The organism is Marmoricola sp. URHB0036 (genome assembly GCF_000426045.1).
Taxonomy (GTDB): domain Bacteria; phylum Actinomycetota; class Actinomycetes; order Propionibacteriales; family Nocardioidaceae; genus Marmoricola.
The window spans coordinates 582921-602902 of the sequence record NZ_KE384490.1; the positions used below are offsets into that span (position 1 = coordinate 582921).

Consider the following 19982-nt stretch of genomic DNA (forward strand, 5'->3'; position numbering starts at 1 on the left):
CTCACACGCCCTCGTCGGCATGGTTCCGGTCCTCGGCAGGTGATCCATCGTGCGCTAGGGCACCTGGCGATCCAGCTGTTCCCACTCGCCGTAGCGAACCCGGCGCACTGCCCCGGGCATGGCGGTGGCCAACGCCTGGGCCGCCTCGAGAGAGCACCCCACGGTGAACTCGATCTCCTCGTCGACATCGCACGCCAGGCACCAGCTCTGGTCTTCCGGCCACACCAGGTGTGGCTCCGCGTAGCAGCCCTCCGCCGAGCCCCACCAGGCCAGGGCGGGTGCGTCCCTCAACACGTTGAGGGGGCCGGTGAACAGCAACATCTCTCGATGCGGGATCGGCAGTCGAGGGGCTCTCGGAGCAGGACCGCCGCTCGTCCAGCCTTCCCAGATCGCGGCGTATCCCGTGTCAGGCGTCGACGTGTGATGGGCCAGCGTCGCGAGTGCCTGGCGAAGAGTGGGATCTTCCCCGACAGGGTCGACAGTGTCGGCGAAGGCGACACGCACGTACACGTCGAAGCCCGGCGGGCCGCAGCGAATGAGAACCCACCAGCCGACAGTGGGCTGGAGCAGGAATCGCCCCGACTCCGCATCCGCCGCCGGCCGCACTTCGGTCATGCCAACATTCTGGCGTCACTCGCGTGGCGGCGGCCTCGCGGTGGCAGGACGAGCGTGCGCTCCTGGGGCGATGAACTCGAATTGGCCAGGCGCCGTGGTGATGATCTCCCAGGGGCCCGAGTGGATGAGTCGGTGGTGGTGTCCGCAGAGCAGGAGCATGTTGTGCAGTGAGGTTTCGCCGCCGTCGACCCAGTGCTTGATGTGGTGGGCGTGGCACATCAGGGGTGGTCGGGTGCAGTGGGGGTAGCGGCAGTGGTGGTCGCGGGCGACGAGTGCTTTCCAGATGGCGGCTGCGGCGAGGCGCATCTGTCGGCCGACGTCGAGGACTTGGGAGGTGCCGGCGAGGACGGCGGGGATGACTTCTGCCTCGCAGCACAGCCGGCGGACGGCGGAGGCGGAGAGGTGTTCTCCGGTCTCGGTGGTGGCGTGGCCGGAGAGGTCGAGGAGGTGGTGGTAGTCCATCGTGAGGGTGAGCCGTGGGGTGGCGCCGTGGGTCTCCGGCAGCAGGTCGGCGGTCTGCAGCCGACGGCAGGCCTCGGCCAGGGCGTCGAGCATCCGGGTGCCGTGGTCGCGCAGGTCGCGTTCACCGTTGGCGAGGGGCTGTGGTGCGGCCAGGGGGATGAGGGTGGCCTTGATCATGGCGGCGTCCTCGGTCGAGCAGCGTCCTTTGATCCAGGCGCCGCCGGCCTGGTCGTCGGTGATGGTGAGGTGCCGGGTGAGGTGGGCGGCGCGTTCGAGCCGGTCCAGGGCCTTCTCGTCGCGGCGTTCTGCACCGTCGGGGTCGACCACGCTGACCAGGTGCAGGGCGGCCTTCTTCAGCTCCGAGGCGTCAAGGGTCTTGGCGTCGGCCAGGAGCACCTGCACCCCACGTGCCCGCAGGTCGGCGTCACCAGGGAGTCGGTCGACGGCGCGTTCGATGATGTGGGCCTGGGCGGTGGAGAGCCAGCCGTCGCGCAGTGCCTCGGCCACTGGCGCGAGACCGGGCCGGGTGGTCGCGGCTGCCAGGCGCACCAGCGCGGGACCGGTGCCCTTGTGACCGCCACAGGTGTGGGTGAGGAAGTCCTGGGTCGAGGCCCACCCGGCGTCCTTGACCGCACCGGTGGCCTCCAGCTCGCGGACCACGCCGAGTGAGACCGCGTCCAAGGTCGACTTGAGGGCCTCGACCTCGCCGATGATGTCCATCAGCTCGCCACCGTCGTGGACCGCCCACAACGTCGCCACCATCTCGGCCACCCGCCCGCGCACCTCTGCCAGCTCGCTCACGAGGCTGGAGGAGGGGTGCGACATAACCCAATCCAACCAGCCACCACTGACAGTTCTCGATCGAGAATCCCCTTGTGTGCAAGGCCAAACGAGGATCTTCAGTGGTTTCGAGACGCTCGCTTCCGCTCCCTCCTCAACCACCGACACAGAGCGAGATGCCCGCAACAGCGATCCACCGTGAGGTCCACCCGTGCGCCCACGAGGGGCGACCACCGCCTCGCGTCGCTAACCTGACGTCGTGACTCTCAAGGTGGGCGTGCTGGGTGCGCTGGGCAAGGTCGGGCGGGCCGTGTGCGACGCGGTCGAGGATGCCGATGGCCTCGACCTGGTGGCCAAGGTCGACGTCGACGACGCGCTGCAGGCGCTGGTCGACGCCGGGGTGGAGGCGGTCGTCGACTTCACCCACCCCGACGTGGTGATGGACAACCTCGAGTTCTGCATCTCCCACGGCATCCATGCCGTCGTCGGCACCACCGGCTTCGACGCCGACCGTCTCGACACCCTCCGTGGCTGGCTCGCGGACCACCCGGACGTAGGCGTGCTGGTGGCTCCCAACTTCTCCATCGGTGCCGTGCTGATGATGCGGTTCTCGGCCGAGGCAGCCAGGTTCTACGAGTCGGTCGAGATCATCGAGCTGCACCACCCCGACAAGGCCGATGCACCCTCCGGGACCTCACGTCGTACGGCGGAGCTGATCGCGGCCGCCCGAGCGGATGCCGGGCTCGGCCCGGTGCCCGATGCCACCTCCACCGGACTCGAAGGCGCCCGGGGCGCCGAGGTCGAGGGCATCCACATCCACGGGCTGCGCGTGCGCGGGCTCGTCGCGCACCAGGAGGTCGTGCTCGGTGGGGTGGGGGAGACCCTGACCATCCGCCACGACTCCCTCGACCGCGTCTCCTTCACGCCCGGCGTGCTGCTGGCCCTCCGCCAGATCGCCGATCACCCCGGACTCACCGTCGGTCTCGAGGAGCTCCTCGACCTAGGGCCCGTCTGACGGACCCATGGCCTGCTGCGCGACGTCATTCACGCGCGCTGGCTTCGTTCTCGTCGGTCAACGCGGCGCTGCCGCGCCTTCCCTCCTCCGCCAAGCCACCACCCCACAGAATCGCTCGCTGCGCTCGCGATTCCGCGGGGACCCCGGGAGAGCGATCGCACGCGCCTGACGCCGCTCACGACGGCCGAGGTCCATCAGACGAGCCCTGAACATGAGACTCCTCGCGCATTCCTGCACTGTTGCAGGTTTCTGCAAAACAACGATGTGAAGGCGCGTGGCAGGTGCCATTGCCGAGCGTGGCGGGCAGTCTGGAACGGACGGGGGATCGCAGGGATTCTCCTCGCCCACACAGCCTGAAGGATCCAGATGCGCTCGAGCGTGACTCTCTTCGGCACCGCCATCCTGGCGGTGGCGTTCGCCGGTCTCGGTACGACACAGGCCCAGGCGGCTGACTCCGCCGGGTCCTCGTCGCGCACCGACCGGGCGATCGCCGGAGCCAAGTCACACCCGGCCGTCACCCACTTCGGGAGCTCACAGGGCTTCAAGGCCGTGGGCACGATCGTCGACCCGGACGGCACCACCCACGTCCGGCTGCACCGCACCTACCGCGGTCTGGACGTCGTCGGCGGCGACCTCGTCGTGCACGAGTCGAAGTCGGGCGCCTGGAAGGGCAGCAGCCAGACGCTCGCGAAGACGCTCGACCTCGCCGTCGCCCCCGCGGTCACGAGCTCGGTCGCCAAGGCCAAGGCGCTCGCACCGAGCGCGGTCACCCGCAAGATCACCGACGCCAGGGTCGACGGCTCCTCTCTCGTCGTCGACGCCTCCGGCGCCACCCCCCGACTGGCGTGGAAGGTGCTGAGCGGTGGGATGCAGGCCAACGGCACCCCGAGCCGCCTCGCGACGTACGTCGACGCGAAGACCGGCGCGGTGATCCGCACCGAGCAGGAGATCGAGAACGTCGACGGCACCGGCAACACCCTGTGGAACGGCACCGTCCCGCTCAGCGTCACCAAGTCGGGTTCGACGTACCAGCTCAAGAACGACGGCGTGCGGGGCAACACCTACACGACCGACATGAACAACACCGAGGACTCGACGCTCTGCCAGATCTTCGGCTCCGGCTGCAAGGCCGGGACCCTGATCACCAGCACGACGACCACCTTCGGCAACGGCCAGAACAGCAACCGGGCCACCGCCGGCGCAGACGCGCAGTACGGCAGCAACGAGACCTGGGACTACTACAAGGCGACGTTCGGCCGCAACGGCATCTTCGGCACCGGCAAGGGCTCCTACAACCGGGTGCACTACGGCAAGAACTACGTCAACGCCTTCTGGGACGGCACCAAGATGACGTACGGCGACGGCGACGGCACCAGCTACGGTCCGCTCGTGTCGCTCGACGTGGCGGGTCACGAGATGAGCCACGGCGTCACGGAGAACACCGCCGGCCTGACGTACTCCGGTGAGTCCGGTGGTCTCAACGAGGCGACCAGCGACATCTTCGGAACGATGGTGGAGTTCTACGCCAACAACGCCAAGGACCCGGGCGACTACCTCATCGGCGAGCAGTTCGACCTCAAGAAGCACCTCGGCCTCCGCCGGATGGACAACCCCGCCTCGGACGGCAGCTCGCTGGGCTGCTGGTCGAGCAACGCCAAGAACGTCGACGTCCACTACAGCTCGGGCATCGGCAACCACTTCTTCTACCTGTTGGCCGAAGGCTCCGGGGCGAAGACCATCAACGGCGTCGCGCACAACTCACCGACCTGCAACGGCTCCACGGTCACGGGCATCGGCCGCGCCGCCGCGCAGAAGATCTGGTACCGGGCACTGACCGTCTACATGACCTCCAACACCAACTACAAGGCCGCCCGCACCGCCACGCTGAACGCCGCCAAGGACCTCTACGGCGCGAGCAGCACCCAATACACCACGGTCGCCGCTGCATGGAGCGCGGTATCCGTGTCCTGACCTCCCTCCCCCCACCGGAGGTCAGGAGTCCCCCGGGTGGGGGGCCCGTGCTGGGCACACGGACCCCCCACCTGCTCCATCCGTTCGACTGATCCACCCCTTGGTCCAGAAACGGGCCCGTCGGCTCGTCCGGGGCTTCTCGGGTGCCCCGGGCGAGCCGAGCTGTTCTGGGGGCGCGACCGCTACAGGCGGATCAGCGCGGCCGTCAGAGCCGCCGCGATCACCACGACGAGGAACGGCATCCGCAGCAGCAGCGCCACGAAGGCCGCAGCGAGTCCGGCGAGCCGAGCGTCGATGCTCAGCTCCGGGCCGTCGGGTCCCTTGGACGCGAACACCTGCACGGCGATCAGCGCGGCCAGGAGTACGACCGGCAGGAGATCTGCCGTGCGTCGTACGACGGGGTGGGAGAGCGCTCGCTCCGGCACGGACATGCCGGCCAGCTTGAGCAGGTAGCAGCCGACGCCGCAGCCGATGACGGCCAGCCAGATCACTCGTCGGTGTCCTTCCCGATCAGGCCCATGCCGAGCGCCACCACCGAGGCCGCGAGCACCGGGACCCCGGCCGGCGTCAGTGGCACCAGAGACAGCGCGAGAGCCGCACCGAGCAGGGCCGCGACCCGGTTGCGCATGGTGGACAGCCGTGGCCACAGCAGCCCGAGGAAGGCTCCGCCGACGGCGGCGTCGAGGCCGTACCTGCGGGGGTCGCCGAGCGAGGTGCCGGCGAGCGCACCGGCCAGCGTGGCCAGGTTCCAGAGGACGAACACCGACAGTCCGGTCGAGAGGAAGCCGGCCCGGGCGTGCTCCTGGGTGGTCCGGGTGATCGTCATCGCGGAGGACTCGTCGATGACGAGGTGGGCGGCCGCCACCCGCTTCGGTCCACGCCAGCCGACCAGGGGGTTGACCTTGAGCCCGTAGAGCGCGTTGCGGGTGCCGAGCAGGAGTCCCGAGACGGCGGCGAACAACGGCGTGCCCCCCGTGCCGATCACGCCGACCAGCGCGAACTGCGAGGCGCCGGTGAACACGATCAGGGAGAGCGCGCACGACTGCCAGACGCTGAGGCCGCTGGCGACCGAGACGGCGCCGAAGGAGATCCCGTAGGCGCCCGTCGCGATCCCGACCGCGACCCCGTCGCGCACGATCGAGCGCGTCGTGGGCTCGGCTGCCATCAGGCGGGAGTCACGTCCACGAACGTGGTGTGCAGGCGCACCTGCTTCACGGTCGTGGTGCCGTCGCCGAGCAGGTCGAGGGTGCGGTGGGCGCCGTCGGGTCCCCACCCGGCCTCGGTCAGGAAGGCGCGGAGGGCGTCGTCCTCGGCCGGCAGCCAGCTCACGGCGCCGCTGAAGCGGTCGGCCACCAGGGTGTCGACGCCGGCCTGGAGGAGGCGGGAGCCGTGGCCGGCGCCGCGCTTGTGCGGGTCGACGGTGAGGTCGGTGAGCTCGCCGGTCGCGACGGGGTCGCAGTCGGGGTCACCGGCCGGACCGGTCACCACGAAGCCGGTGACCAGGTTGCGCTCGAGGGCCACGATGACCCGGTTGCGGGCGTCGGTCGGACGCCCGAGGGCCTCGCGCCAGGCGGCCGCGATGTCGTCGGGACGCAGGCCGTCGAGGACCTCGGCGGGCAGCAGGCCGGCGTACGACGATCGCCAGGCGCGTACCTGGACCGCGGCGATCGCGGGGGCGTCCTCGGCCCAGGCGACCCGGGCGGAGACGTCGGCGCTGGGAGCGGTCATGCCTCCCATCCAACCATCGGCTCCTCCTCGAGGTGAGGCCCGTCGAGGTCGTCCAGCCGGGCCTCGGCGCCGCACAGCACCAGGGCTCCGGCCGTGCTCAGGGCGAAGCCGATGACCGCGACCGGCCACCACCCCGACCGCACGCGGTCGTCGAAGACGGCGATGCCGATGACGGCCGGGATCAGCGTCTCCAGCAGGATCAGCGGTGCGTTCACGGCCGTCACCGCCGCGCGGCGCAGGGCCAGCGAGCACAGCCAGAACCCGAGCAGTCCGTAGGAGACGACCGTGAGGGCCGGGACGATGGTCTCCGCGTTGAGATGGGGGTCGACCAGGGCTCGGGTCGAGATGGGGGATCCGCCGTACGCGATGCCGGCGAGCGCCCCCAGGACGACCCCGCTGGCCGGGGCGTCCCAGCGCGCAGCGAGCAGGCCGAGCACCAGGGTCACGGCTGACCCGAGGTAGAGCATCAGGGTGCGCTCGGTCTCGAAGTGGGTGCTGCCGACCGGGCCGGAAGCCAGCACCACGAGCACCAGCCCGACCACCATCGTGGCGATGGCCATCCAGTGCCGGAGGGCGAGCGGCTCCCCGACGACGGTCGCGGCGAGGATGGCCGTGACGACCAGCGAGAGCGCGATCCCGACCTGGGCGACGTACAGCGGCACGTAGGCGATCGCGATGAGGTGCAGCCCCCAGCCGAGCAGGTAGGTGATCCCGACCCCGACCATCAACCAGGAGAACAGGCCGTAACGTCGGGCGGCGATTGCCTGCACCACGCCGGCGACTCCGAACAGCACGGCCGCCAGCAGCGCCGCACCGAGTCCGATGACCATGAGTCCCAGCCTTCCACGGGATAAGTTGACTGCATGCAGGCGTACCTCGACCTCCTCCGCCGGATCCTCGACGAGGGCGTCGAGAAGTCCGACCGCACCGGGACCGGGACCCGCAGCGTCTTCGGCCACCAGATGCGATTCGACCTGTCGGCCGGCTTCCCGCTGGTGACCACCAAGAAGGTGCACACCCGGTCGGTGTTCGGTGAGCTGTTGTGGTTCATGCGCGGCGACACCAACGTCAAGTGGCTCCAGGACCGCGGCATCTCCATCTGGGACGAGTGGGCCGACGCCAACGGCGACCTGGGCCCGATCTACGGCTACCAGTGGCGCTCGTGGCCCACCCCCGATGGCCGGCACATCGACCAGCTGGCCCAGGTGGTCGAGCAGATCCGCACCAACCCCGACTCGCGGCGCCACATCGTCTCGGCGTGGAACGTTGCCGACGTACCCGACATGGCGCTTGCGCCCTGCCACACGATGTTCCAGTTCTACGTCGCGCCGTCGGAGTCCGGAGGGAAGCTCAGCTGCCAGCTCTACCAGCGCTCGGCCGACGTGTTCCTCGGCGTGCCGTTCAACATCGCGTCGTACGCCCTGCTGACGCACATGATCGCCCAGGTCACCGGCCTCGAGGTCGGCGACTTCGTGCACACGCTCGGCGACGCGCACCTCTACCTCAACCACCTCGAGCAGGCCGAGCTCCAGCTGACCCGCGAGCCGCGGCCGCTGCCCACGCTGCACCTCGACCCGTCGGTGACCACGATCGACGGCTTCGACCTCGAGCACATCACCGTCGAGGGCTACGACCCGCACCCGGGGATCAAGGCGCCCATCTCCGTATGACGCAGGTGGTCCCCCAGGTGGTCCCCCAGATCGTCTTGGTCGCGGCTCGCGCGACCAACGGGGTGATCGGGCTGCACGGCGACATTCCGTGGAAGATCCCGGCCGACTTCGCGCACTTCAAGCGGATCACCGTGGGGCACCCGCTCGTCCTCGGCCGTACGACGTTCGAGGGCATCGGCAGACCGCTGCCGGACCGCCAGAGCATCGTCGTCACCCGCGACCCCGACTGGGCCTACGAGGGGGTGCTGGTCGCGCGATCGGTCGAGGAAGCCGTCGCTATCGGTGCCGGGCTCGACCCACTGGTCAACGTCGGCGGGGGAGCGCAGGTCTACCGCGACGCCATCGACCTCGCGACCCACCAGGTCCTCACCGAGGTGCATGCCTCGCCCGACGGCGACACCTACTACCCGTCGTTCGACGAGGACGACTGGCGCGAGACCCAGCGCGAGCACCACCTGGACCACGACCCGGCGTACGAGATCCGCTGGCTCGAACGGCTCCCTTAGGTTGAGCGACATGGAACTGCGCGTCTTCACCGAGCCCCAGCAGGGGGCCACCTACGACAAGCTGCTGCGGATCGCCCAGGTCGCCGAGGACCTCCGCTTCGGGGCGTTCTTCCGCTCCGACCACTACCTCGCGATGGGCACCGATGGTCTGCCGGGACCCACCGACGCGTGGACCACCCTCGCGGGGATCGCCCGCGAGACCAGCACCATCCGGCTGGGCACGCTGATGACCTCGGCCACCTTCCGGCACCCCGGGCCGCTGGCGATCCAGGTGGCGCAGGTCGACCAGATGAGCGGTGGACGCGTCGAGCTCGGCATCGGTGCCGGCTGGTACGAGCAGGAGCACACCGCCTACGGCATCCCGTTCCCGGGCACCCCGGAGCGCTTCGACGTGCTCGAGGAGCAGCTCGCCGTCATCACCGGGCTCTGGCAGACGGCTCCCGGCGACAGCTTCTCCCACGCCGGGGAGCACTACACGATCACCGACTCGCCGGCCCTGCCCAAGCCGGTGCAGCAACCGCGCCCGCCGGTCCTGATCGGCGGCACGGGCAAGCGTCGTACACCCACTCTTGCCGCGCGCTACGCCGACGAGTTCAACCTGCCGTTCGTCGACCTCGAGGTCACCTCCACCCAGTTCGGGCGGGTGCGCCGGGCCTGCGAGGAGATCGGCCGCGACCCCGACGACCTCGGCTACTCCAACGCGCTGGTGCTGTGCTGCGGCGCCACCGAGGCCGACGTACGCCGCCGCGCCGACGCCATCGGCCGGGACCTCGACGACCTGCGCGCCACCGGTCTGGCCGGGACGCCGGCCGAGCTGGTCGACCGGATCGGTCAGTACGCCGAGCTCGGCGCCGAGCGGATGTACCTCCAGACCCTCGACCTCGATGACCTCGACCACCTCGAGCTGGTCGCGAGTGAGGTCATGCCGCAGGTCTGAGCTGGGGGGCGGTGCTCGCCGAGGGTGCCGCGCGACGGCCGGCGCAGCTAACCGAGCGGGCGACCGTCGGCGTCGGGGAGCTTGCGGAGCAGGATCAGGATGAAGTCGATCAGGTGCCAGATGCCGCAGCCGCCGAGGGTGATCAGCTTGAGGATGCCCAGGCCGGTGTAGCCGAGGTAGAAGCGGTCGATGCCGAGGCCTCCGAGGAAGCCGGAGAGCAGCACCGTGACCAGCCACTCGCGGTGCGAGAACAGGCCGGGAAGCTGCTTGGCCTGGAACCAGCCCCCACCTGCCTGGTCACGCAGACTGGCGTCGCCCTTGAGCTGGCCGGTCAGCGCCATCTGGCGCAGCTGCTCGAAGCCGTAGGGGCCGTACTCCTGCCCGAGGTGGGCGAGCATGAACGCGCCGGTGACCTGGGGGACGGCGGCGTACTGCGGCTGGCCGTACCCCTGTTGCTGGCCGTACTGCTGCTGCCCGTACTCCTGCCCGTACTCCTGCCCGTACTGCTGGCCGTACTGCTGGCCGTACTGCGGCCCGTACGACGCGTCCGGCGCCTGGCCCTCGGGCGGTCCCGGAGGTGAGCCCGCAGGCGGGACCGAGGGCTGGTCCTGTGGCTGCTCCGGCGGCTGGGTGGGATCCGGCTGCTGGCTGTCACTCATGCCGACGAATATAGGCGCACCGGTCCGGGGAGGCCTCCGTCCCCGCGCCGGAGCCGCGCGATGGATAACCTAGACGGCATGAGCCTGCCTGCTGCGCCCTTCGGCCGGATGCTGACCGCGATGGTCACGCCGTTCACCGCCGACGGACGTGTCGATCTCGAGGGCGTCGCCCGAGTGGCCGCGCACCTCGTCGAGCACGGCAACGACGGTGTCGTGGTCAGCGGTACCACCGGTGAGTCGCCGACCACCACGGTGCCCGAGGACGCCGAGATCCTGCGTGCGGTCAAGGACGCCGTCGGCGACCGGGCGACGGTGATCGCGGGAGTCGGCACCAACGCCACCGCCCACTCCGTCGAGCTCGCCCTGCAGGCCGAGAAGGTGGGCGTCGACGCAGTCCTCGTCGTCACGCCGTACTACAACAAGCCCGGTCCGGCCGGCAGCCTGCACCACTTCACCGAGGTCGCCCGTGCCACCGACCTGCCGGTCATGCTCTACGACGTCCCCGGCCGCACCGGCCAGGCGATCGCGCCGGAGACCTACGAGGCCGCCGCGCGGCTGGACACGGTGTCCAGCGTCAAGCACGCCACCGGCAACCCTCTCGACACGATCGCGTTGCGCGAGCTCGGCTACGACGTCTACTCGGGCGACGACGCGCTTCTACTCGGCTACCTCGCCCACGGCGGGTGCGGGATCATCTCCGTCGTCGGCCACGCGGCCGGCGTCCAGCTCCGGGAGGTGATCGAGCGGTTCGACGCCGACGACCCCGCGGGGGCGCTGGCCACGTTCACCCGGCTCGTCCCGCTGATCGATGCCGTGATGGGGGTGCCCAACTACGGCGCCACCACGGCCAAGGGGGCGCTCGAGCTGCTCGGCGTGCTCGAGGACCGACACGTCCGCGGGCCGCTGGTGCCGCTCGACGAGGACGAGATGGCCCGGCTCCGCGCCGCTCTCGAAGAAGCCGGCGTCCTGTGAGCCATCCGCACCCCGAGCTGTCGGCCCCTCCGGCGCTGCCGAAGGGCGGCCTCCGCGTCATCCCGCTCGGCGGGCTCGGCGAGGTCGGCCGCAACATGACCGTCTTCGAGTACGACGGACGCCTGCTGATCGTCGACTGCGGGGTGCTCTTCCCCGAGGAGAACCACCCGGGCGTCGACCTGATCCTGCCGGACTTCGACGCGATCCGTGATCGCCTCGACGACGTCGACGCCGTGGTCCTGACCCACGGCCACGAGGACCACATCGGCGCCGTGCCGTACCTGCTCCGCGAACGCGCCGACATCCCGCTCATCGGGTCCCAGCTCACCCTGGCTCTGGTGGGCTCCAAGCTGCGCGAGCACCGCATCAAGAACACCGTCCAGGAGATCGTCTCCGAGGGCGACCGGGTGACCTTCGGCCAGTTCGACCTGGAGTTCGTCGCGGTCAACCACTCCATCCCCGACGCGCTGGCGGTCGCGATCCGCACCGGCGCCGGCATGGTGCTGCACACCGGCGACTTCAAGATGGACCAGCTGCCGCTCGACGGACGCATCACCGACCTGCGTGCCTTCGCCCGGCTCGGCGAGGAGGGCGTCGACCTCTTCCTCACCGACTCCACCAACGCGGAGGTCCCCGGCTTCACGACCTCGGAGAAGGAGATCTCGCCGGTCCTCGAGCGGGTCTTCCAGACGAGCACGAAGCGCATCATCGTGGCCTGCTTCGCCTCCCACGTGCACCGCGTGCAGCAGGTGATGGACGCCGCTGCCGCCCACGGCCGCAAGGTCGCGTACGTCGGTCGCTCGATGGTGCGCAACATGGGGATCGCCCGCGACCTCGGCTACCTCGACGTACCTCCCGGGCTGCTCATCGACGCCAAGGCCACCGCCGACATGCCGCCCGATCGCGTGGTGCTCATCTCCACCGGGTCCCAGGGCGAGCCCCTGTCCGCGCTGAGCCGGATCGCCCAGCGAAACCACAACTTCGTGCACATCGAGGAGGGCGACACCGTCGTCCTCGCCTCGTCGCTGATCCCCGGCAACGAGAACGCCGTCTACCGCGTCATCAACGGGCTCGCCCGCTGGGGCGCCCACATCGTGCACAAGGGCAACGCGCTCGTGCACGTCAGCGGCCACGCCAGTGCCGGCGAGCTCCTCTACTGCTACAACATCGTCAAGCCACGCAACGTGATGCCGGTGCACGGCGAGATCCGGCACATGCTGGCCAACGCCGAGCTCGCGCGGGCCACCGGCGTCGACCCCAAGCGCGTGGTCATCGCCGAGGACGGCGTGGTGGTCGACATGGTCGACGGACTGGCGAAGATCGTCGGGAAGGTCGACTGCGGCTACGTCTTCGTCGACGGCAGCTCGATCGGCGACATCACCGAGGACTCCCTCAAGGACCGCCGCATCCTCGGCGAGGAGGGGTTCATCTCGGTGATCGTGGTGATCGACTCCCAGACCGGCAAGGTGGTCAGCGGCCCCGAGATCCACGCCCGCGGCTTCGCGGAGGACGACACCACCTTCGAGGAGATCGTCGACCCCATCATCGCCGCGCTCGACAAGGCGGTCTCGGAGGGCGTCGACGACGCCTACCAGCTCCAGCAGACGATCCGTCGCGTCGTCGGCCGCTGGGTCAGCGGCAAGCACCGGCGCCGCCCGATGATCATCCCGGTCGTCCTCGAGGCCTGACATGCTCGACGACCAGCCGATCAGCTACGAGCAGTGGGGCGTCGACTTCTTCCGGGAGGCCATCAGCGAGGAACGCGTCCTGGGCGCGGTGAACACGATCACCGGTCAGCCCGTGGAGCTCGGTCCGATCGGTGCCGGACCTGGCAAGATCGCGAAGGTCCGTGCCTATGGCGAGATCGGCGCCGCGAGGTCGTCGAAGGCGGACGGCGACCAGATCGGCTACCGACTGGTGCTGCCGGTCGCGCTCACCTTCGAGGTCGACCTCCAGGTCGGGACCGACCGGTTCGAGGCCGACCTGCTGGTGCCCCTGGCACTCACGGCGCACGCCCGCAGCGGTGTTCGCATCTTCATCGAGGTCCAGCCGCCTCGGCCCGACGACGTCGAGGTGGAGGTCCGGGCCCAGGGCAGGCGCGCCTCGGTCCTCCAGCGGGTGGCCGGGATCGAGGGCGAGGTACGCCGGATCGTCGCCGAGTACGTGTGGCGTGAGCTGGACAAGCCGCACGTCCTCCAGGCGCGATCGATCGACGTCTCGCACGCCATTTCCGAGGTATGGGCATCGATCTCGCCGACCACGGGGCAAGATGGTGGAGCCGATCTCGAGGGGCGCTGAAGCGGTGCTGCGACGAAGTGGGCTAATCCACCGACAGAACCGGACGAATCGCCCTAGACTCGACGGCGAGGCCCACTTGGGTCTCGTTAATCGCTCTGTCCTAGGGGCCCCGCCAGATGCAGCTGACCGACTCTCCTCGCGCTGAGGGGATCCGCCGACTCTACGAGCTGATGCTTCGCGTCAACTCGTCGACGGACTTGTCCGAGGTCCTGGACGAGATCGCTCGGGGCGTCGTCGAGGTGCTCGGCTACGGAATCGCCGCCATCGCGCGGCTCGAGGGCGAGACCTTCGTGATGACGACGGTGGCCGGTCCCGAGGAGGTCCGCGAGCAGATCATCGGGCGTCGTACGCCGGTGGCCTCGATCTTCAACGAGTTCGCCCAGGCCGACGAGTGGGGCGTGCTCCGCTTCGTCCCGCACGACCGGATGCCCGACGCGCTCGAGGAGTCCGCGTGGGTCCCCGACTTCGAGCCCGGCAGCGGTCCTGACTCCTGGCACCCGCTCGACGCGCTCTACGCGCCCCTCTACTCCGCCACCGGGCAGCTGCTCGGCAACATGTCGGTCGACCTGCCGCCGGGCAACCGGATCCCCAACCGCGAGGAGCGCGAGCTCCTCGAGATGTTCGTGGTGCAGGCCGGTCTGGCGATGTACAACGCCCAGCAGCGTGAGCGCCTCGGCGACCAGGTCCGGATGGGCGAGATGCTGCGGTCGGTGAGCTCCGCCGGGCAGCTGGCCGAGCTCGACCTCTCCCTGCGCGAGGCCGCCCAGGCCATCGCCAAGGGCCTCGGCACCGAGCACATGTGGATCCGCTGCTTCCCGTCCGGCGACGTCGGCCAGGTGGAGCAGTCGGCGGCGTACCCGCCCGACGACCGCGAGTCCAGCCGTGAGCTGGTGCAGGTCAAGAGCCTGCTCGCCCAGCGTGCCCAGGAGGTCGGGCGCCCGGTCGTCATCAACCACGCCGACGCCTACGACCTCGACCAGGGGCTCAACGACCTCCAGCGCGAGGTGGTGCGCGAGCTGGTGCGCGACAACCCGGGCGGAAGCCTGATGTTCGCCCCGGTCGCGGTCGGCCGCGAGCTGCTCGGCTACGTGCTGCTCGTCCGGGACGCGGCCACCCGTTCGTGGACGGCCGAGGAGCAGGAAGCCGTGATGGAGGTCGGCCGCACACTGGGCCGGGTCGTCCTGAACGCCCGCCTCTACGAGCGCGAGCGCCACCTGGTCGGCGAGCTCCAGGAGCTCGACCGCTACAAGGGCGAGCTGATCGCGACCATCTCCCACGAGCTGAAGACGCCGCTGACCTCGATCATCGGCCACATCGAGCTGCTCGAGGACCTCGACACCGGCATCGGCTCGGTCGAGGCGATCTCCCGCAATGCCGAGCGTCTCAACCGGCTGGTGCAGAACCTCCTCAACTACTCCCAGATCCAGGACAAGCGCGAGACCGTCCGCCTGCCGGTCGACCTGTGCAAGCTCGCCGAGTCCAGCCTCGACCTGATGACGATGCAGGCCGAGCAGGGCCGGGTGAAGATGAGCCTCGACATGCCCGACGAGCCGGTGCTGGTGACCGCCGACCCCGACGAGCTCGGCAAGGTCATCGACAACCTGGTCAGCAACGCGGTGAAGTACAGCCGCGCCGAGGGCACCGTCCACCTCGAGGTCGGCACCGACGGCAAGCACGCGTGGGTGCTGTGCGAGGACACCGGGCTGGGCATCTCGGCCGCCGACCAGGTGCACCTGTTCTCGGCCTTCCACCGCTCCAGCAACCCCGAGGCGCTCTCCATCCCCGGCACCGGCCTGGGCCTGGCCATCTCGCGACGGATCGCCCAGATGCACGGCGGCGAGATCATCGTCGCCTCCGAGCTCGGCGTCGGCAGCACCTTCCGGCTCCGGCTGCCCGTCCGCGACGCCAGCAGCGAGGTGCCCATCGACAGCATGGTCGCGCTCGAGGACGAGCCGACCGACGAGATCGCCGTACGACGCATCGGGCGCGCCGGCTGAGCTGACGCTCCACCGCCCCAACCACGTGCCTCCTGTGCGGCGTGTGACGCAAGGGGCGGATGTGGTGTTCGGGGTAGATTCGCCAGCATGGCGACCCGTACGTCTTCCCCGGCGGCGTCGCGCAGCAAGAGCAGCCCTGCCCGCACGTCGGGCAAGGGAGGCTCGACCTCGCGATCGCGGTCCACGGGAAGCAAGTCAGGACGAAAGCCCGCGCCCGCGCGCAAGGGCGGTCGCAAGCCTGCTCGCCCTGCGCCCCGTGCCGTCCGCAACGGCTCGGGCCCGATCGCACGCGTGTTCACCGCGCTGGCCCGGGTGCTGGCGACGGCCTGGCTGGGGGTCGCCCACGCCGTAGGTGGGGGAGTACGCCGGATCGGCCACACCGCCCGGGACCTCGATCCCGAGCACCGTCGCGACGGTGCCGGTCTGTTCCTGGTCGGCCTCGCCGTCGTGGTGGCCGCCGCCGTGTGGTGGCAGCTGCCCGGCCAGATCGGTGACGTCACCCGCACGATCGTCGCCGGATCCGTCGGCCTGCTCGCCTGGCTCGTGCCGCTGCTGCTCTGCTACGTGGCGTGGCGCAACCTGCGCGACCCCGAGCACAACGGTCCTCCCGGACGGCAGGTGATCGGCTGGGGTGCCCTGCTGTTCGGCGTGCTCGGCATCGTGCACATCGCCAACGGTTCGCCGACCCCGAAGCTCGGTGACACCGCGCCCCTGCAGCAGGCGGGCGGCGCGATCGGCTTCGTGGTCTCCAAGCTGCTGATGGACCTGCTGCAGACGCCGTACGTCGTGGTGCCGCTGCTCCTCCTGCTCGCGCTGTTCGGGGTGTTGGTCGTGACGGCGACGCCGGTCTACCAGGTGCCCGCGCGTCTGCGTGAGCTCGGCGACCGGATCATGGGTCGCCAGGTCCCGGTCGAGGAGGAGCCGGCCGAGGCCACCACCGCCATCCGGCGTCGTCGCGGCAAGGCGGTCGACGACGAGATCGACCCCGAGATGGGCGACCCGGCGTACGACTCACCGGTCCTGGAGGGTCGCGAGATCGGCAAGCGTGGCCGCAAGTCCCGCGTCGGTTCGATGACCGAGGCCGAGACCGACACCGAGCCGACCGGACCCGTGGACGGCGCCAAGGAGACCCTCGAGGCCCCTCCGCACACGCCCCTGCCGGCTCGCGTCGAGCAGCTCTCGCTGTCCGGCGACATCGCCTACTCGCTCCCCGACTCCCAGGTGCTCAAGCCGGGCTCGGTGCACAAGGCGCGGTCGAAGGCTTCCGACGAGATCGTCGAGCGCCTCACCCAGGTGCTCGAGGAGTTCGACATCGACGCCCAGGTGACCGGCTACACGCGTGGCCCGACGGTGACCCGCTACGTCGTCGAGCTCGGTCCGGCGGTCAAGGTCGAGAAGATCACCGGCATCCAGAAGAACATCGCCTACGCCGTGGCCTCGGCCGACGTACGCATCCTGAGCCCGATCCCGGGCAAGTCGGCGGTCGGCATCGAGATCCCGAACCTCGACAAGGAGATCGTGTCGCTGGGCGACGTGCTGCGCTCCAACAACGCACGCAACGACCACCACCCGATGGTCGTCGGGCTCGGCAAGGACGTCGAGGGCGGCTTCGTGGTGGCCAACCTGGCCAAGATGCCGCACCTGCTGGTCGCCGGCGCCACCGGGTCCGGCAAGTCCAGCTTCATCAACTCGATGATCACCTCGCTGCTGATGCGGGCCACGCCCGACGAGGTGCGGATGATCATGGTCGACCCCAAGCGGGTGGAGCTGAACGCCTACGAGGGCATCCCGCACCTGATCACCCCGATCATCACCAACCCCAAGAAGGCGGCCGAGGCGCTGCAGTGGGTCGTGCGCGAGATGGACATGCGCTACGACGACCTCGCCAACTTCGGCTTCCGCCACGTCGACGACTTCAACAAGGCAGTGCGTGCGGGCAAGGTGCAGGTCCCGGCCGGCAGTGAGCGGGTGCTGGCGCCGTACCCCTACCTGTGCGTGGTGGTCGACGAGCTGGCCGACCTGATGATGGTGGCGCCGCGTGACGTCGAGGACGCCATCGTCCGCATCACCCAGCTCGCCCGGGCCGCCGGCATCCACCTGATCCTGGCGACCCAGCGGCCCTCGGTCGACGTGGTCACCGGTCTGATCAAGGCCAACGTGCCCTCGCGACTCGCGTTCGCCACCAGCTCGCTCGCCGACAGCCGGGTCATCCTCGACCAGCCGGGCGCCGAGAAGCTGGTCGGCCAGGGTGACGGGCTGTTCCTGCCGATGGGCGCCTCGAAGTCGGTGCGCGTGCAGGGCTCCTGGGTCACCGAGGCGGAGATCGCCCAGGTGGTCAAGCAGTGCAAGGACCAGCTCGAGCCCAACTACCGCGACGACGTCACGGCGCCGCAGTCGGCCAAGCGCGAGCTCGACGACGATATCGGCGACGACATGGAGCTGGTGGTGCAGGCCATCGAGCTGGTGGTCTCCACGCAGTTCGGGTCGACCTCGATGCTCCAGCGCAAGCTGCGTGTCGGCTTCGCCAAGGCCGGCCGGTTGATGGACATCCTCGAGAGTCGCGGGGTGGTCGGGCCGAGCGAGGGCTCCAAGGCCCGTGACGTGTTGATCAAGCCCGACGATCTCGACGACGTGATCGCGACCATCCAGGGAGAGCAGTGATGGGGGACCCCATGGGCGTTTCTGTCCGGCACAACTCGAAGCTCGCCGCCGCGGTGGCCCTGGCGGCAGCCGTCCTCGCGGTGGTGTGGTTCTCACGCGCGCTGCAGACCGGCTCGGTCGCCGACTGGGCGTGGTGCCTGGTCGTGACCGCCGTCGGCGTGCTCCAGCTGCTCGTGGTCCGCGACAGCCGGGCACCGCTGATGGTCGCCGACGAGCACGGCGTGCGCGTACGTCGCGGCGTGACGTGGAGCGGACTGCCGTGGCAGGACATCGAGAACGTCGAGGTCACCTCGCCGCGTCCGTGGCTGCGCGACGGCCGGATCGTCGTACAGCCACGTGCGGTGGAGGGTCCGCTCGAGGCGCCGGCCGACCAGGGTGACGACTCCGCGGTCGCGCTGACGGCCGAGAGCTTCGTGGTGCCGCTCGGCCTGACCACTCGCCTGGAGTTCGACGGGCTGACCGGGGACCTGGTCGCCGACCTCGACGCGCTGGCGAGCGGACGGGTGCCGGTGCTGGTGGTGACCCGGATGGAGCCCGAGAAGCCGGAGAAGGCCGAGAAGCCCGAGAAGCAGGACAAGCCGGAGCGGCTCTCCCGCAAGGAGCGGGCCGGGCTCAAGGCGGCGCTGGCTGCCGAGTCCGAGGTCGAGGAGCACGACGAGCACGAGGAGCACGAGGAGCCGGAGGTGCCCGAGGACGCCACCAAGGCCGAGCCGCGTCCCCTGCACCCGCAGGCGGCGCCGGAGGAGGAGCCGTTCGACCCGGTCGAGCCGGCCCGCGAGGCTCGCCCAGCTGCACGCAACGAGGTGATCAAGGACTCCGTCCGGATGCTGCCGACCCCGCCGCCGATCCCGGCCCAGCGCGCCGGCGACGGTCCGGTGGTGGTTGCCCGGGTCGACGACTACGTGCCCGACGAGCCGCGTCCGGCCGACAACGCCGTCATCGGTCCGCTGGTCGCGGCCGCCCGGCACCGGGCCCGGCTGAGCATCGACACCCTCTCCGAGCGCACGCGGATCCGTCCGCACGTGCTGGAGTGCATCGAGGTCGATGACTTCGCCGCCTGCGGAGGCGACTTCTACGCGCGTGGCCACCTGCGCACCCTGGCTCGCGTCTTCGGGCTGGACGCCCAGCAGCTGCTCGACCTGTACGACGAGCACTACGCGACCGCCGAGATCGAGGCACGCCAGGTCTTCGAGGCCGAGCTGGCCACCGGCATCGGCGGCGGCGTCCGCGCGATCCGCAGCGGCCCCCGCTGGAGCCTGCTGGCAGCCTGTGTGCTGGCGCTCGCGACGGTGTGGGGCGTGGCCCGGGTCTTCAACGACACCCCGCAGGAGCTGGTCAGCCCGGCTCCCGGCGTGGTCGACTCCGCGGGCCTGGCGAGCGGCGCCGAGGCCGGCAACTCCCCGAAGATGACGCTGGCACCCCTCGAGGTGAGTGCGTCGGGGGCGAGCCCGCAGGTCGTCGTACGCGACCGCGACGGCCGGATCCTGTGGGCCGGCAAGCTGGCGGACGGCCAGCACCAGCAGGTCATCGGGCTGGCTCCGTTCGACGTCACCGCGAGCAACGGCAGCGCGGTCAAGGTGTCCTTCCTGAGCAAGCCGAAGGGCACGGTGGGCGACTCCTCGGCGGCCGCCAGCAAGACCTTCGGGCAGTCCAGCGGGAAGTAGCGCCGTTTTCGTGATGGCCGGGGCCGTCGGTCATACTCGACACGGCT

At 70.2% G+C, this 19982-nt stretch carries 18 protein-coding genes; 11 read left to right on the top strand and 7 right to left on the bottom strand.

Translation table 11 applies throughout. The annotated features are described in order from the left end of the window. Window positions 1-54: 54 nt before the first annotated feature. Together H976_RS0122995 and H976_RS29305 are read right to left on the bottom strand one after the other, a co-directional pair. On the bottom strand, window positions 55-615 hold the full coding sequence (locus H976_RS0122995) for a hypothetical protein (RefSeq protein ID WP_027863431.1): 561 nt from the start codon (window positions 613-615) through the stop codon (window positions 55-57). Window positions 616-630: 15 nt separating this feature from the next. Then, a complete protein-coding gene (locus H976_RS29305) occupies window positions 631-1902 on the bottom strand; it encodes an HNH endonuclease signature motif containing protein (RefSeq protein ID WP_051277390.1) in 1272 nt (423 codons plus the stop codon). A 214-nt stretch (window positions 1903-2116) separates the two neighbouring features. Here H976_RS29305 and dapB point away from each other — a divergent pair, with 214 nt between their 5' ends. Then, window positions 2117-2872, top strand: coding sequence for a 4-hydroxy-tetrahydrodipicolinate reductase (gene dapB / locus H976_RS0123005; protein ID WP_027863432.1), 756 nt, complete (start codon window positions 2117-2119; stop codon window positions 2870-2872). A 366-nt stretch (window positions 2873-3238) separates the two neighbouring features. Beyond that, window positions 3239-4843, top strand: coding sequence for a M4 family metallopeptidase (locus H976_RS0123010; RefSeq protein WP_027863433.1), 1605 nt, complete (start codon window positions 3239-3241; stop codon window positions 4841-4843). Between the two features lie 182 nt (window positions 4844-5025). Here H976_RS0123010 and H976_RS0123015 read toward each other — a convergent pair whose 3' ends face one another. From H976_RS0123015 to H976_RS0123030, 4 genes are read right to left on the bottom strand one after another with little or no spacing between them, the layout of a single operon-like run. Next, window positions 5026-5334 (bottom strand): AzlD domain-containing protein, encoded by a 309-nt coding sequence (locus H976_RS0123015; protein ID WP_027863434.1) that lies wholly within the window; start codon window positions 5332-5334, stop codon window positions 5026-5028. Next, window positions 5331-6008, bottom strand: coding sequence for an AzlC family ABC transporter permease (locus tag H976_RS28225; protein ID WP_036227694.1), 678 nt, complete (start codon window positions 6006-6008; stop codon window positions 5331-5333). The genes H976_RS0123015 and H976_RS28225 overlap by 4 nt, the downstream gene beginning before the upstream one ends. Further along, window positions 6008-6571 carry a GNAT family N-acetyltransferase gene (locus tag H976_RS0123025; protein ID WP_027863435.1) on the bottom strand — a complete coding sequence of 188 codons (564 nt, stop codon included), beginning with the start codon at window positions 6569-6571 and terminating at the stop codon, window positions 6008-6010. Before H976_RS0123025 ends, H976_RS28225 begins: the two co-directional genes overlap by 1 nt. Next, entirely contained in the window at window positions 6568-7401 is an 834-nt protein-coding gene (locus H976_RS0123030; protein WP_027863436.1) for a hypothetical protein, read from the bottom strand. Before H976_RS0123030 ends, H976_RS0123025 begins: the two co-directional genes overlap by 4 nt. Window positions 7402-7434: 33 nt before the next feature. Here H976_RS0123030 and H976_RS0123035 point away from each other — a divergent pair, with 33 nt between their 5' ends. From H976_RS0123035 to H976_RS0123045, 3 genes are read left to right on the top strand one after another with little or no spacing between them, the layout of a single operon-like run. Further along, a complete protein-coding gene (locus H976_RS0123035) occupies window positions 7435-8241 on the top strand; it encodes a thymidylate synthase (RefSeq protein ID WP_027863437.1) in 807 nt (268 codons plus the stop codon). Beyond that, on the top strand, window positions 8238-8747 hold the full coding sequence (locus tag H976_RS28230) for a dihydrofolate reductase (RefSeq protein ID WP_036227695.1): 510 nt from the start codon (window positions 8238-8240) through the stop codon (window positions 8745-8747). Before H976_RS0123035 ends, H976_RS28230 begins: the two co-directional genes overlap by 4 nt. 10 nt (window positions 8748-8757) lie before the next feature. After that, window positions 8758-9684, top strand: coding sequence for an LLM class F420-dependent oxidoreductase (locus H976_RS0123045; RefSeq protein ID WP_027863438.1), 927 nt, complete (start codon window positions 8758-8760; stop codon window positions 9682-9684). A gap of 47 nt (window positions 9685-9731) precedes the next feature. Here the strand turns inward: H976_RS0123045 and H976_RS30840 are convergent, their stop codons facing one another. Continuing rightward, a complete protein-coding gene (locus H976_RS30840) occupies window positions 9732-10343 on the bottom strand; it encodes an NINE protein (RefSeq protein ID WP_231389027.1) in 612 nt (203 codons plus the stop codon). Between the two features lie 78 nt (window positions 10344-10421). Between H976_RS30840 and dapA the strand changes: the two genes are divergently transcribed. From dapA to H976_RS29315, 6 genes are all read left to right on the top strand, one after another. Continuing rightward, window positions 10422-11315, top strand: coding sequence for a 4-hydroxy-tetrahydrodipicolinate synthase (gene dapA, locus H976_RS0123055; protein ID WP_036227696.1), 894 nt, complete (start codon window positions 10422-10424; stop codon window positions 11313-11315). After that, entirely contained in the window at window positions 11312-13003 is a 1692-nt protein-coding gene (locus H976_RS0123060) for a ribonuclease J (RefSeq protein ID WP_027863440.1), read from the top strand. The genes dapA and H976_RS0123060 overlap by 4 nt, the downstream gene beginning before the upstream one ends. 1 nt (window position 13004) lies before the next feature. Then, window positions 13005-13613, top strand: coding sequence for a hypothetical protein (locus H976_RS0123065; protein WP_027863441.1), 609 nt, complete (start codon window positions 13005-13007; stop codon window positions 13611-13613). Window positions 13614-13783: 170 nt separating this feature from the next. Next, window positions 13784-15610 (top strand): ATP-binding protein, encoded by a 1827-nt coding sequence (locus H976_RS0123070; protein ID WP_196804193.1) that lies wholly within the window; start codon window positions 13784-13786, stop codon window positions 15608-15610. A gap of 87 nt (window positions 15611-15697) precedes the next feature. After that, window positions 15698-18271 (top strand): DNA translocase FtsK, encoded by a 2574-nt coding sequence (locus H976_RS0123075; RefSeq protein WP_027863443.1) that lies wholly within the window; start codon window positions 15698-15700, stop codon window positions 18269-18271. 11 nt (window positions 18272-18282) lie between these two features. Further along, complete coding sequence (locus H976_RS29315; RefSeq protein ID WP_196804194.1) at window positions 18283-19935, top strand: helix-turn-helix domain-containing protein; 1653 nt, start codon at window positions 18283-18285, stop codon at window positions 19933-19935. Window positions 19936-19982 lie beyond the last annotated feature (47 nt).